A 14,656-nucleotide genomic window follows, 5' to 3' on the forward strand; every position below is an offset into this window, starting at 1 on the left:
CCGCGGACACTACACGGCCAGGAAGCCGCCATCCACTGGCAAGGTCACGCCCGTGACATAGGACGCCATGGGTGAGGCGAGGAAGACCACAGGGCCTATCAGCTCATCGGGCTGGCCGACGCGGCCCAGCGGCGTGCGGCCGAGAAAGCCGGCCAGTCGCGCGGGATCGTTGCGCGTTGCCTCGGTCATGGCCGTCTCGATCACGCCCGGCGCAATGGCGTTGACGCGCACGCCGTCTTTGGCAACTTCGCGCGCCAGCGCTTGCGTCAGAAGCTTCACGCCGCCCTTGGACGGCGAATAGCCGAGCGTATCGGCGACCCCGACGAAAGAGGCGATGGAGCCAAGATTGATCACGTTGCCGCGCCGCGCGCGCAAGGCTGGCAGGAACGCGTGGGTCACATTGAATACGCCATTGAGATTGACATCGAGCACGCGCCGCCAGTTCTCAACCGCGCGCTCGGCGTCGATGCCCTCGCGAATGATGATGCCGGCATTGTTGATCAGGATCGAAATGTCGCCGGCACTCGCTTTGACGGTCTGTGCGAGCTGTCGGCAGGCATCGACGTCCGTGACGTCGAGATGGTGAGGCCACGATCGCCGCCCTATGGCCGCAATATCGTTTGCGGTGCGCGCAACACCGTCGCGGTCGATGTCGGTGACAACGACATCGGCGCCATGCGCAGCCAGACCCAGCGCAATCGCACGACCGTTGCCAGCGGCAGCACCCGTTACAAGCGCCAATTGACCCCTCAGCAGATCGGGTGCGAAGCTGGCCATCATGCTGCCTTTACCGGTGTGCCGGCGAGGTGGCGGCCGGCGATATAGCCGAAGGTGAGCGCGGGGCCGAGCGTGATACCGGCGCCGGGATAATTACCGCCCATGATGCTCGCCATGTCATTGCCGGCCGCATAGAGGCCGTTGATGACCTGACCGCCGGCATCGAGCGCGCGTGCCTGCGCATCGGTCCTGATGCCGGCATAAGTGCCGAGATCGCCGATCACCATCTTGATGGCATAGAATGGCCCCTGTTCGATTGGCGCGACGCAGGGGTTCGGCCCGTGGTTGGCGTCGCCCTGATAGCGGTTATAGGCGCGGGAGCCCTTGCCATAGGCGGGGTCGCGGCCTTCAGCGGCAGTGTTGTTGAATTGCGCGACAGTGGTGACGAAGCCGCCGGCATCGATGCCGGCCTTGCTGGCGAGCTCTTCGAGCGTGTTACCCTTGATAAGATAGCCCGAGTTCAGATACTGGCCGATCGGCATCGGGAAGGGCGGCACGGCGCCGAGTCCGTATTGGCGCAAGGCGCGGTGGTCGCAAACAAGCCAGGCCGCGATTTCCTCGCCAGGCTTCGCCGCTTTCATCATCTGCTGAACGAACGCGTGGTAGGAATTGCCTTCATTGGCGAAGCGGGCACCGTCACGCATCACGGCAATCACACCCGGTTTGGCGCGATCGATGAAATGGGGCATCACGCCTTTGCTGCCGTCCTTGCGATGGGTGACGGAGACCGGCACCCAGGCAGCGGCATTCGGCAATGAATCTTCGACACGGCCGCCCACGGACTCGGCCAGACGAAGACCGTCGCCGGTATTGCCGGTTGGACCGGGCGAATAGTGCTCTCGGCCCGTCGGTGCATGCGGAAACATCGCCTTGCGCCGTTCGATGTCATGCGGGAAGCCGCCGCACGCAAGCACCACGCCGCGGCGTGCGAAGATGCGAACGCGCTTGCCGTTGCGCTCGACGATGGCACCGCGGACCGCGCCGTTCTCGATGATCAGTTCGCGCACCGGGGACGATAACCAGAGCGGGATCTTGAGGTCGAAGGCGGATTTGGCGAGCCGGCCGGCGAGGGCGTTGCCGTTGGTCAGTGTCATGCCACGACCATAGCGCAGGACGTTCAGGAAATGCTTAGACAGTCGCTTGGCCACATAGACGGCCGAGGTCAGCGACTTCGTCGCGCGCATGAAATGGATGATGTCCTTGCCGGAGCCGAGCATGATGCCGAACACCGTCAGTTCGGGCAGCGGCGCGCCGATATCCTTGATGTGATCGCCGAGCTCACGCCCGTCGAACGGCCGCGCCACCATGGAACGGCCACCCTGCTTGCCGCCGGGCGCCTCCGCATCGTAATCGGGAAAGGTCAGCGGCATGTCGAAGCGTACCGCCGTCTTGGAGGTGAAGAAATCGATCGCCTCCGGCCCTGCAGCGAGGAACGCATCGACGCGCGCGGCGTCAAAGCTGTTGCCGGCTTCATGCAGCAGATAGGTGCGCGCCTCGTCAGGACCCTCATTGATGCCCCATGCGCGCGCCAGCGACGTGCCGGGGATCCACAGCCAGCCGCCGGAGCGCGCGGTCGTGCCACCGAACCGCGGCTCCTTTTCGACGATCAGGACATCGAGCCCGCTATGTTTTGCTGTGATCGCCGCCGACATGCCGGAGCAGCCGGAGCCGGCGACCAGTACGTCGCATTCATAGAGCTCGATATTCGCTTTGGGATCAGCAGCCATGAGACCTTACTTCTTCAGCAATGGGCATTTCGATTCAGAGATGGGCCGGAACGCGTCATCGCCCTTCACGGTCTTGACGATGTCGAGATAGTCCCAAGGCTCCTTGGACTCCGATGGCTTCTTGACGCGGGCCAGATACATGTCGCGGATGACGCGGCCGTCCTCGCGCAGCTTGCCGCCATGCACGAACGTGTCCTCGATGGGCAGTTCGCGCATCTTGGCCATTACCTTGGCCGGATCGTCGGTGCCGGCAGCCTTGATGGCCTGGAGATAGTGCAGCACCGAGCCATAGACGCCGGTCTGGATCATGGTCGGCATCACCTTGGTGCGGTCGAAAAACTTCTTCGACCAGGCGCGTGTCTTGTCGTCCATGTTCCAGTAGGACGCGGTTGTCAGGTATGTGCCCTGAGCCGCCTCCAGTCCGATGGCATGCACGTCCGTGTCGAACATCAGCAGGCCGACCAGTTTCTGACCGCCTTTGACGAGGCCGAATTCGCCGGACTGTTTGATCGAATTGTCGGTGTCCTGGCCGGCATTGGCGAAGGCGACGACTTCAGCCTTCGAGTTCTGCGCCTGCAATGCGAAGGACGAGAAATCGGCGGTGTTGGTCGGATGGCGAACGCCGCCCAGCACGCTGCCGCCGCTCGCCTTGATGAAGCGCGTCGCGTCCTGTTCAAGCTGATTGCCGAAGGCGTAGTCGGCCGTGATGAAGAACCATGACTTTCCACCGCCGGCGACCACCGCAGAGGCCGTCACCTTCGCAAGCGCATAGGTGTCGTAGGTGAAGTGGACCGTGTTGGGGCTGCACAGCTCATCCGTGAGCGTGCTTGCGCCGGGGCCGGACAGCAGTGCGATCTTGTTGCGGTCCTTCGCCAGATTATGAACCGCGATGGCGATGGCGGAGTTCGGGATATCGACAACGGCATCTACCTTGCCGGCATCAAACCAGTTGCGAGCAATCTGAATGCCGACGTCCGACTTCATCTGGTGATCGGCGCTGATGATCTCTATCGGTTTGCCGAGCACTGTCGGGCCGAATTCCTCAAGCGCCATCTTGGCGGCTTCGACGGAGCCGGGGCCGCTGTTGTCGCGCCCCCAGCTCGAGAGATCGGTGAGAACACCGACGCGAACGACGTCGTCGGAGACTTGAGCGGAAGCGGTGGATGTCCAAAGCGTGAGCGCGGCTGCGCACACCAGGAATTGGCGTGTCATCTGTTTCTCTCCCCAATGCGGCCTCGTGTCGGGCCAGTCATTCTCTGTTTTTCGGCAAATTAGATATTAGCGAAAAGGTTTGTCAATAGCGAATTCGCGCGCGGGAAGGTGCGAGCATGCGCCGCGATACCGCGCGTGCGGTGCAGTATCAGACTGATTGGAGCGGTGGTCGAACTACGCGACGGTCACGTCGTGACTATTGCCGCCTGTGGCTCGCATTCACCGCAATTGCCGCGGCCGCGGTACGGTTCTCGACGCCAAGTTTGGCGTAGATCTGCTCAAGATGCTTGTCGACGGTGCGCGGTGAGAGGCCAAGGATCTGCGCGATATCGCGGTTGCTCTTGCCCTTGCTGAGCCAGGACAGCACTTCGCCCTCGCGGCCGGTGAGGCCAAGCTCCTTGCTGAATTCGGCGGGAGCGGTTGGCGCGTTTTCCTTGGCGAGCCGCAACAGGAATTCGTCGGAGCCGACTTTCCCCATATATTGCAGACGCAGCAGCTCGTTGCTCGGAAAGCCCGATGATGGTGCCGGCTTGGCGCCCGGCCGCTGCATCTGCTCGAGCCACTGCATCATGACTGGTGGCAGCAGCAATTCATCATTGGAGGCGGCGATCAGGTGATCGCTGAGCAATTTCTGCGCCTGCGGCGTGGCCCACAGGATATTGCCCTTGCTGCTCACGGCAAGGAGGAAGCGCCCGGAGACATCCAGCGCCGTGCGTGCGCTTTGCGTGAGCCGCGCATTGGCGAGGTGCACGCGGATGCGCGCCAGCATTTCCTCGATGATGATCGGCTTGGTGACGTAATCGACGCCGCCCGCCTCAAGGCCGCGCACGATGTGTTCGGTCTCGGAGAGACCGGTCATGAAAATCACCGGCACATCGCCGAGCCCCGCATCGCGCTTCAGCCGGCGGCACGTCTCGAAGCCGTCGATCCCCGGCATGACGGCATCCAGCAGGATAATATCCGGCGTGATCTGCTCGACGATGCGCATCGCAGCAGCGCCGTCCATGGCCACCATCACGGTCATGCCGGCGCCGTCCAGTGCATCGGTTAGCAGCCGCAATGTTTCGGGCGAGTCATCGACCACCAGCGCGACGTCGCGTTTTTTATTGTCAGTGGTCATAGGTGTACAGCGTCTTCAAGGTGGCCATGTATTGATCGAGGTCGAAACGGTCGATCAGCGAGCGCATCAGCGCGACAAAGTCGGCATGTTCGGGGTGATCGTTGCCGATCTCATCGAGCTTGAGCTGGATGGCGCGAATGTGCCCCATCTGCCCGAGGCTAATGAGTTCCTCTACATGATGCACGGGCGGCCGTGTGCCGCTATTCGGTGTCCATTGCGGCAGAGGTGCCACTTCGTCGCGTTCGTATTGCCATTCGATCTTCAGGAGTTGTCCGATCTGTTCCAGCAGCCGCGGCAGTTCGATCGGCTTCATGAGGTAGCCATCATGGAAGGGCTGGGCGAGCGGCGCGCCATGGGCTTCCAGCGCGCTGGCCGAAACCATCAGGATGCGGGCCTGATGGTGGCCGGATGCACGCAGTTTTTCGGCGACGGTCCAGCCGTCCATGCCGGCCATGGAAATATCCAGCAGGAACAGATCGGGCCGGCAATGCTGGGCGAGGCTGAGACAGGCCTGGCCATCCGGCGCGCTGAGCAGGATGAAGCCGAGCGGCGTCAGCACCTGACGCAAGAGGTCGCGCTGGGTCGGATCGTCGTCGGTCACAAGAATGGTCTTGCGCGCGCCGTGATAGCCATAGATCGGCGCGTCCACCGGCGCGATACGCGTGGGATTGGTCACCTCGGAGAGCAGCATCTTGACGCGGAATGTGCTGCCGGTACCGACCTCGCTGCTGACACGGATATCGCCACCCATCACGCCGGCCAGCAGCTTGGAGATGGTGAGGCCCAAACCTGTTCCCGTATGCGGCTGTGCCGCGCCGAGTGCGCCGCGCTCGAACGGCGCGAAGATCAGCTCGAGGTCATCCGGCCGGATGCCGGGTCCGGTATCGATAATCTCGAATTCGGCCACCGGGCTGCGATAATGGATCACGAACTGCACGCTGCCGGTCTGCGTGAACTTGATGGCGTTGGAGAGCAGGTTGATCAGGATCTGCCGCAGACGCTTCTCGTCGGCATAGACGACCGTCGGCAGAATGTTCGGCCGCCGGAACACGAAATCGATGCCCTTGGCAGCGGCCTGCAGGCGGAACATGCCGACGAGCTGGTCGAGGAAGTCCGTAAGACGGACCTCATCGCGCGAGAGATAGAGGCGCCCGGCCTCGATCTTGGAAATATCCAGAATGCCGTCGATCAGGCCAGACAGATGATCGGCGCTGCGTTTCACTACCCGGACCTGATCGCGCGGCCGGGTCTGCAGGCTGTCGTCCTGCTCGAGCAGCTGCGCATAGCCGCTGATCGCATTGAGCGGCGAGCGTAGCTCGTGGCTCAGGCCGACCACATAACGGCTCTTGGCGAGGTTGGCGGATTCGGCGACTTCCTTGGCGCGCTGCAATTCAGCATCGGTGCGCTTGTGGGCGTCGATTTCCTGCATCAGCAGGGTGGTCTGCCGCTTGGTCTCGGCTTCGGCGGCGCGACGGCTTTGCTTGGCCAGCACGAACAGCCATGCCACCACGCCGATGATGATCGCCAGCGCGAAGAACACTTTCCACAGCACTTCCGAGACCTGCGCACTGTCTCCCGGCGCTGCGGCGGAGGTTTGCAGATAGATCAGTCCCAGCGTCAGACCGACGAGGCCGGCAGCCATCACGAACACGCCGAGATAATGTCCGAGTTGCGAATTCAGCCGCGCCAGAACCGGCTCCGGCAGCAATTTGCCGAATGTCGCCGACATCTGCGCGTCGATCCGCGCATGCGGCTTGCAGAGATCGTGGCAGCGGGCATCGAGCGAGCAGCACAGTGAGCAGATCGGACCGGCATAGGCGGGGCAGTGGGCCATGTCCTCGGGCTCGAAGGAATGTTCGCAGATACAGCACTGGATCGTCGCCATGTTCTGCCAGGCCCGTTTCGGCTTGCGGGCGATGTAGTATTTTCCGCCCGTGGCAAAGGCGATGATGGGGGCGGTGGCGAGTGCGGTGATCAACGCCACGAATGGCGATAGCGCCTTGGCCGTGGGGCCGAACAATCCATAGAAGGCGCTGACCGACATCACCGTGGCAGCGAGCATGGCGCCGACGCCGACCGGGTTGATGTCGTAGAGATGCGCGCGCTTGAACTCCATCTGCTGCGGGCGCAGCCCGAGCGGCTTGTTGATGACGAGATCGGCGACCAGCGCGCCGACCCATGCAATCGCAACGTTGGAATACAACGCCAGCGTCTGCTCCAGCGCCTTGTAGACGCCGATCTCCATCAGCAGCAGCGCAACGAGCACGTTGAACACCAGCCAGACCACGCGGCCGGGATGACTGTGTGTGAGACGCGAGAAGAAATTCGACCAGGCGATCGAGCCGGCATAGGCGTTGGTGACGTTGATCTTGAGCTGCGACAGGATCACGAAGGTGCCGGTTAAAGCCAGCGCCAGATCGGGCTGGGAGAGCACATAGCGAAACGCTTCGAGATACATATGCGCGGGTTCGGCGGCGTGCTCGGCTGAAACGCCGTGGGTCAGTGCGAAATAGGCGAGGAACGAGCCGGCCAGCAGCTTGATCGCGCCGACAATGATCCAGCCCGGGCCCGCGCATAGCAGCGCCACCCACCAACTCGCTCGCGAGCTACGGCGGTCGCGCGGCAGGAAGCGCAGGAAGTCGACCTGTTCGCCGATCTGCGCGACCAGCGAGAATACGACCGACGCGGCCGTGCCGAACAGCAGGAGATCCAGATGACCGGCTGGGCTGCCGTGGTCACCCGGAAATTTTGTCCATGCCACGAAGGAGTCGCGGCTCGCATAGGCGATCGCTGCAAAGGGCAGCAGGTTGAGCACCAGCCAAATCGGCTGGGTCCAGAGCTGGAAACGACTGATCAGCGTGATGCCGTGGGTCACCAGCGGGATGATGACCACGGCCGATATCAGGTAGCCGATCGGGCGCGGAATATCGAAACACATCTCCAGCGCGGAGGCGAGAATGACGGCCTCGATGGCGAAAAAGATGAAGGTGAAAGACGCATAAATCAGCGACGTGACCGTCGAGCCGATGTAGCCGAAGCCGGCGCCGCGGGTGAGGAGGTCGATATCGATGCCGCATTTTGCGGCATAATACGCGATCGGCAATCCGCAACAGAAGATGATTACGCTGACCACCAGGATCGCTGCTGTGGCGTTGGTCATGCCGTAATTGATGGTGATGGTGCCGCCGATGGCCTCGAGGGCGAGAAACGAAATGGCGCCCAATGCCGTGTTGGCGACCCGCGCGGCGGACCAGCGCCTGGCGCTCTTCGCCGTAAAGCGGAGTGCGTAATCCTCCAGGGTCTGGTTGGCGACCCATTGATTGTACTGGCGTCTCACGCGGTCGATACGCTGCCGCCCTGCCACTACTTTGCTCCTGACCCTGTCAAACTACGCATGTTTGCGTGATGCAAAAACCTACGTCGGCATTTTGCGGTGCAGTATACGCGATCTCGCGTATCCGTGCACCGCACAAGTTCAGCAATGCTTGCCTCACCAATAGGCGTACTCGAACCAGTGGGGTTGAAATGTCAGACGAGAAGAAACCGGGCTTGCACTCGCCATTGCGGCGTAAACTGCTGATGGGCATGGCGGCTTTGCCGGCAATGTCGCTGCTTCCGCGCACATCTTTTGCGCAGGCGCCGGCCACCTCGGCCATCAATACCACCGGCCTTGCGGTTACCGATACGGAAGTCACCGTCGGCATCCTGCATTCGGTCACCGGCACCATGGCGATCTCGGAAACCGGCTCGGTGCAGGCTGAAAAGCTCGCCATCGATCAGATCAACGCCATGGGCGGCGTGCTCGGCCGCAAGATCAAGTTCATCCAGGAAGACGGCGCCTCGGACTGGCCGACCTTCGCCGAAAAGGCCAAGAAACTGCTCGTCAACGACAAGGTCGCTGCCATCATGGGCTGCTGGACCTCGGCCTCCCGCAAGGCGGTGCTGCCGGTCATGGAACAGTATAACGGCATGCTCTACTACCCGACCTTTTACGAAGGTCTCGAGCAGTCGAAGAACGTGATCTATACGGGTCAGGAAGCGACCCAGCAGATCCTCGCCGGCCTCGATTGGGTCTCCAAGACCAAGAACGGCAAGAGCTTCTATCTGATCGGCTCGGATTATATCTGGCCGCGCACGTCGATGAAGATCGCCCGCAAGCACATCGAGGGCAAGCTCGGCGGCAAGGTGTCGGGCGAAGAATACTTCCCGCTCGGCCACACCCAGTTCAACTCGGTGATCAACAAGATCAAGCTGACCAAGCCGGACGTGATCTATGCCGCGGTCGTCGGCGGCTCCAACGTCGCCTTCTACAAGCAGCTCAAGGCGGCGGGCATCGATCTGTCGAAGCAGACCATGCTGACCATCTCGGTCACCGAGGACGAGATCGACGGTATCGGCGGCGAGAACATCGCAGGCGCCTATGCCTGTATGAAGTACTTCCAGTCGCTCGATAATCCGAACAACAAGGAATTCGTCGCCGCCTTCAAGAAGATGTGGGGCGAGAAGACCGTGATCGGCGACGTGACGCAGGCCGCCTATCTCGGTCCGTGGCTGTGGAAAATGACCGTCGAGAAGGCGGGTTCGTTCGACGTCGACAAGATCGCGGCGGCGTCCGCCGGCATCGAATTCACCAAGGCGCCGGAAGGCTACGTCAAGATCCATCCGAACCACCATCTGTGGTCCAAGGCCCGCGTCGGCCAGGCGCAGCTCGATGGCCAGTTCAAGGTGGTGTTCGAGACGCCCGAACTGATCGAGCCGGATCCGTTCCCCAAGGGCTATCAGTAAGCCTTCCTCCCCAAGCGCGGCGTGATCGCCGCGCTTCACCTCTCCCTGGCGCGGACGACCTATCCGCGCACGGCAACCCCGCGTCGCGTGTTCACGCGCGGCGCGGGACCCTTTCCCTGACGGAGGATGGATCGATGTTCGGCGACTATTCGATTGGCGACCTTGGCGCCATCTTTGCGATGCAGGGCTTTGCCGGCCTGATCCTGTTCTCGGTCTATGTGCTGATGGCACTCGGTCTTGCAATCATCTTCGGCCAGATGGGCGTCATCAACATGGCTCATGGCGAGTTCATGATCCTGGGTGCCTATGTCACCTGGCTGACGTCGAGCTTCTTCCAGTCGCATCTCCCGTCACTGTTCTCCGGCTACTTCTTCGTCGCCATGATCCTCGCCTTCATCGCCTCCGGTGCGCTGGGGATGTTGGTCGAATGGGGGCTGATACGGCATCTCTACAAGCGTCCGCTCGATACGCTGCTGGCGACCTGGGGCCTCAGCCTGATCCTGCAGCAGGCCTATCGCTCGGTGTTCGGTGCGCGTGAAGTCGGTGTCGAACTGCCGCAATGGATGATGGGCTCCAAGCAGGTCACCGACACGATCGAAGTGCCGATCAACGGCATCTTCGTGATGGTGCTGACTCTCGGGATCACCATGGTGGTGGCCTACATCATGTACAAGTCGCGTTGGGGTCGTCAGGTTCGCGCCGTGGTGCAGAACCGTGTGATGGCTGGCGCTGTTGGTATCAATACCGAGAAGGTCGACCGCTACACCTTCGGCCTCGGCTGCGGCATCGCCGGGATCGCGGGCTCCGCCTTCACCATGATCGGATCGACTGGGCCGACCTCCGGCCAGCTCTACATCGTCGACACGTTCCTCGTCGTGGTGTTCGGCGGCGCGGCCAGCCTGTTCGGCACCATCGCCTCGGCCTTCACAATCTCCCAGGCGCAGTCGACCATGGAGTTCTTCATGTCCGGCTCGATGGCCAAAGTGCTGACGCTGCTCACCATCGTCGCGATCCTGATGATCCGGCCGCAGGGCCTGTTCGCCCTCAAGGTCCGCAAGTAAGCGCCAAGAGAACGTGAAGTTCAGACAGAGCAGGGCATCATCACCATGATCAATTCACGCTTCTTCAACCGCTCGGAGCTTCTCGGTTTCCTGTCGCTGCTGCTGCTGCTCGCGGTGATCCTGCCGCTGTTTCTCGATGTGTTTCGTCTCAACCTCGTCGCCAAATATCTGACCTATGCTTTTGTCGCCATCGGCCTCGTGATGTGCTGGGGCTATGGCGGTATCCTCAGCCTCGGTCAGGGCGTGTTCTTCGGCCTCGGCGGCTACTGCATGGCGATGTTCCTCAAGCTGGAGGCGTCCAGCGTCGAGAACACCAAGATCCAGTCGACCCCCGGCATTCCGGATTTCATGGACTGGAACCAGATCACGTCGCTGCCGATGTTCTGGAAACCGTTCCATTCGCTGCCGCTGACCATCATCGCCATTCTCGTGGTGCCGACGCTGCTCGCTTTCATTATCGGTGCCGCGATGTTCAAGCGGCGTGTCGGCGGCGTCTATTTCGCCATCATCACCCAGGCGATTGCGGCGATCGCGACCATCCTGATCATCGGTCAGCAGGGTTACACCGGCGGCATCAACGGCATGACCGATCTACGGACGCTGAACGGATGGGATATCCGCACCGACCACGCCAAGGTGATTCTCTACTTCTTCGAAGTCTTCGTGCTGTTCGCCTGCATTATCGCGGCGCAATTCGTCCGGCTGACCAAGCTCGGCCGCATCCTGGTGGCGATGCGCGAACAGGAAGATCGTGTGCGGTTCTCGGGCTATAGCGTCGCCAATTTCAAGATATTCGCCTTCTGCGCTGCGGCGATGTTCGCGGCGATCGGCGGTGCCATGTTCACGCTGCAGATCGGCTTCATGTCGCCGTCCTTTGTTGGCATCGTGCCGTCCATCGAGATGGTGATCTACACGGCCGTGGGCGGCCGCATGTCCATCTTCGGCGCGGTCTACGGCACGCTCTTGGTGAACTACGCCAAGACCATGCTGTCGGAATCCTTCCCCGAGCTCTGGCTGTTCGGCCTAGGCGGCTTGTTCATCGCCGTAGTGCTGTTCTTCCCCAATGGCCTGTCCGGCATCTGGCGCGACCACGTGCAGCGTCACGTCGATCGCCTGATCGCACTACGCACGTCGAAGACGCGAAAAGCCTGGGCCATCAAATCCGCCGCTGACGGCGCACCGGCCGAGTAAGGGGACATCATGCTCATCGGACATCAGCCCAAAGAGTTTTTACTCGCGGTCGAGGGGCTCACCGTTTCTTTCGACGGCTTCAAGGCGGTCAACGATCTCTCTTTCTATGTGGAGGAGAACGAGATCCGCGTCATCATTGGCCCCAATGGCGCCGGCAAGACCACCGTCCTCGATCTGATCTGCGGCAAGACCAAGGCCACGTCAGGCTCGGTGCAGTTTCGCGGCACGGAACTGACCAAGCTGAAGGAAAACCAGATCGTGCAGGCCGGCGTCGGCCGCAAATTCCAGACGCCGTCGGTTTATGACGATCTCACGGTGTTCGAGAATCTGGAGATCTCCTATCCGCGCGGTCGCTCGGTGTTCGGCTCGCTGATGTTCAAGCGCGATGCTGCGGTGCGCGAGCGCGTCGAGGAAGTCGCCGAGATGATCTTCCTGAAGGATCGTCTCAACATGTATGCCGATGTGCTCTCGCATGGCCAGAAGCAGTGGCTCGAGATCGGCATGCTGCTGATCCAGGATCCAGACCTGCTGATGCTCGACGAACCTGTCGCCGGCATGAGCGTCAGCGAGCGCATCAAGACCGCGGAGCTGCTCAATACGATCATCAAGAACCGCTCGGTGCTGGTGATCGAACACGACATGAAATTCGTCGAGGACATCGCCCATAAGGTGACCGTGCTGCATCAGGGACAGATCCTGTCCGAAGGCACCATGGAGAAGGTTCAGAACGATCCCAAGGTCATCGAAGTCTATCTCGGCCACTAAGGAGATTATGATGCTCGCGATCAACGATCTCCACGTCGCTTACGGCCAGAGCGAAGTCCTGCATGGCCTGAATGTCTCGGTGCAGCCCAACGAAATCGTGGCCATCATGGGCCGCAACGGTATGGGCAAGACCACGCTCATGAAGTCGCTGATGGGCATCGTGCCGACCAAGTCAGGCTCGGTGACCATGGAAGGCAAGGAGCTCGGTGCGCTGAAGAGCTATGAGCGCGTCGCGCGCGGCCTCGCTTACGTGCCGCAGGGCCGCATGATCTTCTCGCACATGACGGTGAAGGAGAATATCGAGACTGGCCTCGTCGCCTCCGGCGAGAAGGAAGTGCCCGGCGATCTCTATGAGCTGTTCCCGGTGCTGCTCGAAATGAAAGGCCGCCGCGGCGGCAATCTTTCCGGTGGCCAGCAGCAGCAGCTTGCGATCGCCCGCGCGCTTGCTACCAAGCCGAAGGTCCTGCTGCTGGATGAACCCACGGAAGGCATCCAGCCGTCGATCATCAAGGACATGGCGCGCACGCTGAAGCACATCCGCGACACCAAGGGTCTGTCGATCATCGTCTCCGAACAGGTCTTGAGCTTCGCGCTCGATGTCGCCGACCGGGTGCTGGTGATCGAGAACGGCGAGATTGTTCGCGACGAAGCCCGTGAGGGTATCGATGCGGCACAGATCGCAAAGTACCTGTCCGTCTGACCAGCCTTACGTTCAACCACCAAGACCAGTAACCGAAGGGGAGCATTGAATGCCAGATACACTGATCAAGGTCGACCTCACGCAATCGGCCTACGACAACGACATGATTCACAACCGCTGGCATTCGGACATTCCCATGGTCGCATGGGTCAATCCCGGCGATGACTTCATCGTCGAGACCTATGACTGGACCGGCGGCTTCATCAAGAACAACGACAGCGCCGATGACGTGCGCGATATCGATCTGTCGATCGTGCACTTCCTGTCCGGCCCGATCGGCGTCAAGGGCGCGGAGCCCGGTGATCTGCTCGTGGTCGACCTGCTCGATGTCGGCCCCATGAAGGACAGTCTCTGGGGCTTCAACGGCTTCTTCTCCAAGCAGAATGGCGGGGGGTTCCTGACGGATCATTTTCCGGAAGCGCAGAAGTCGATCTGGGACTTCAAGGGCATGTATACCTCGTCGCGTCACATCCCGGGCGTGAATTTCGCCGGCCTGATCCATCCCGGCCTGATCGGCTGTCTGCCCGACCCGAAACTGCTCGCCACCTGGAACGAGCGCGAGACCGCGCTGATCGCGACGAATCCGACCCGCGTGCCCGGCCTTGCCAATCCGCCGTTCGGCCCGACTGCCCATATGGGTCGGCTGAAGGGTGAGGCGAAGGAGAAGGCTGCGGCCGAAGGCGCGCGCACCGTGCCGCCGCGCGAGCATGGCGGCAATTGCGACATCAAGGACCTGTCGCGTGGCTCGAAGGTCTATTTCCCGGTCTATGTCCCCGGCGGCGGTCTCTCCATGGGCGATCTGCACTTCTCGCAGGGTGACGGCGAAATCACCTTCTGCGGCGCTATCGAGATGGCGGGCTGGCTGCACATCAAGGTCGACGTCATCAAGGACGGTGTGTCGAAATACGGCATCAAGAATCCGGTGTTCAAGCCGTCGCCGATGACGCCGAACTACAACGACTTCCTGATCTTCGAGGGCATCTCCGTCGACGAGCAAGGCAAGCAGCATTATCTCGACGTGCATATCGCCTATCGCCAGGCCTGTCTGAATGCCATCGAATATCTCAAGAAGTTCGGCTATTCCGGCGCCCAGGCCTATTCGATCCTCGGCACCGCGCCGGTACAGGGCCACATCTCCGGCGTCGTCGACGTGCCCAATGCCTGCGCCACGCTGTGGCTGCCGACGCAGATCTTCGACTTCGATATCAATCCGTCGTCGGCGGGCCCGATCAAGCACATCAAGGGCGACATCCAGATGCCGCTCTCGCCGGACAAGTAACTCCGCCGTCATGCCCGGCATTATGCCGGGCATCCATGC

Annotated in this window: 11 protein-coding genes; 6 read left to right on the top strand and 5 right to left on the bottom strand. The window is 61.6% G+C overall.

The window, feature by feature from the left end; genetic code table 11:
• Positions 1 to 9: 9 nt before the first annotated feature.
• The 5 genes from AB8A38_RS27815 to AB8A38_RS27835 form a co-directional block, all read right to left on the bottom strand.
• On the bottom strand, positions 10 to 777 hold the full coding sequence (locus AB8A38_RS27815) for an SDR family NAD(P)-dependent oxidoreductase (protein WP_439088112.1): 768 nt from the start codon (positions 775 to 777) through the stop codon (positions 10 to 12).
• A complete protein-coding gene (locus tag AB8A38_RS27820; RefSeq protein ID WP_439088113.1) occupies positions 777 to 2,504 on the bottom strand; it encodes an FAD-dependent oxidoreductase in 1,728 nt (575 codons plus the stop codon). The genes AB8A38_RS27815 and AB8A38_RS27820 overlap by 1 nt, the downstream gene beginning before the upstream one ends.
• Positions 2,505 to 2,510: 6 nt before the next feature.
• Complete coding sequence (locus AB8A38_RS27825; RefSeq protein WP_439088114.1) at positions 2,511 to 3,716, bottom strand: ABC transporter substrate-binding protein; 1,206 nt, start codon at positions 3,714 to 3,716, stop codon at positions 2,511 to 2,513.
• 196 nt (positions 3,717 to 3,912) lie between these two features.
• Entirely contained in the window at positions 3,913 to 4,836 is a 924-nt protein-coding gene (locus AB8A38_RS27830) for a response regulator (protein ID WP_439088115.1), read from the bottom strand.
• Complete coding sequence (locus tag AB8A38_RS27835; RefSeq protein ID WP_439088116.1) at positions 4,826 to 8,200, bottom strand: hybrid sensor histidine kinase/response regulator; 3,375 nt, start codon at positions 8,198 to 8,200, stop codon at positions 4,826 to 4,828. Before AB8A38_RS27835 ends, AB8A38_RS27830 begins: the two co-directional genes overlap by 11 nt.
• Before the next feature lie 161 nt (positions 8,201 to 8,361).
• On the opposite strand from AB8A38_RS27835, the gene urtA reads away from it, so the two are divergent.
• From urtA to fmdA, 6 genes are all read left to right on the top strand, one after another.
• Positions 8,362 to 9,621, top strand: coding sequence for an urea ABC transporter substrate-binding protein (gene urtA / locus AB8A38_RS27840; RefSeq protein ID WP_315843112.1), 1,260 nt, complete (start codon positions 8,362 to 8,364; stop codon positions 9,619 to 9,621).
• A gap of 134 nt (positions 9,622 to 9,755) precedes the next feature.
• A complete protein-coding gene (urtB, locus tag AB8A38_RS27845) occupies positions 9,756 to 10,682 on the top strand; it encodes an urea ABC transporter permease subunit UrtB (RefSeq protein WP_089265233.1) in 927 nt (308 codons plus the stop codon).
• 45 nt (positions 10,683 to 10,727) lie between these two features.
• A complete protein-coding gene (gene urtC, locus AB8A38_RS27850; protein ID WP_439088117.1) occupies positions 10,728 to 11,873 on the top strand; it encodes an urea ABC transporter permease subunit UrtC in 1,146 nt (381 codons plus the stop codon).
• A 9-nt stretch (positions 11,874 to 11,882) separates the two neighbouring features.
• Positions 11,883 to 12,638: an urea ABC transporter ATP-binding protein UrtD gene (urtD, locus tag AB8A38_RS27855; protein WP_439088118.1), complete on the top strand. Its 756-nt coding sequence runs from the start codon at positions 11,883 to 11,885 to the stop codon at positions 12,636 to 12,638.
• 10 nt (positions 12,639 to 12,648) lie between these two features.
• On the top strand, positions 12,649 to 13,338 hold the full coding sequence (gene urtE, locus AB8A38_RS27860; protein WP_068735526.1) for an urea ABC transporter ATP-binding subunit UrtE: 690 nt from the start codon (positions 12,649 to 12,651) through the stop codon (positions 13,336 to 13,338).
• Positions 13,339 to 13,387: 49 nt separating this feature from the next.
• A complete protein-coding gene (gene fmdA, locus AB8A38_RS27865; protein ID WP_093756657.1) occupies positions 13,388 to 14,617 on the top strand; it encodes a formamidase in 1,230 nt (409 codons plus the stop codon).
• Positions 14,618 to 14,656: the final 39 nt, after the last annotated feature.

It is taken from the genome of Tardiphaga sp. 839_C3_N1_4 (genome assembly GCF_051811045.1).
Lineage (GTDB): Bacteria > Pseudomonadota > Alphaproteobacteria > Rhizobiales > Xanthobacteraceae > Tardiphaga.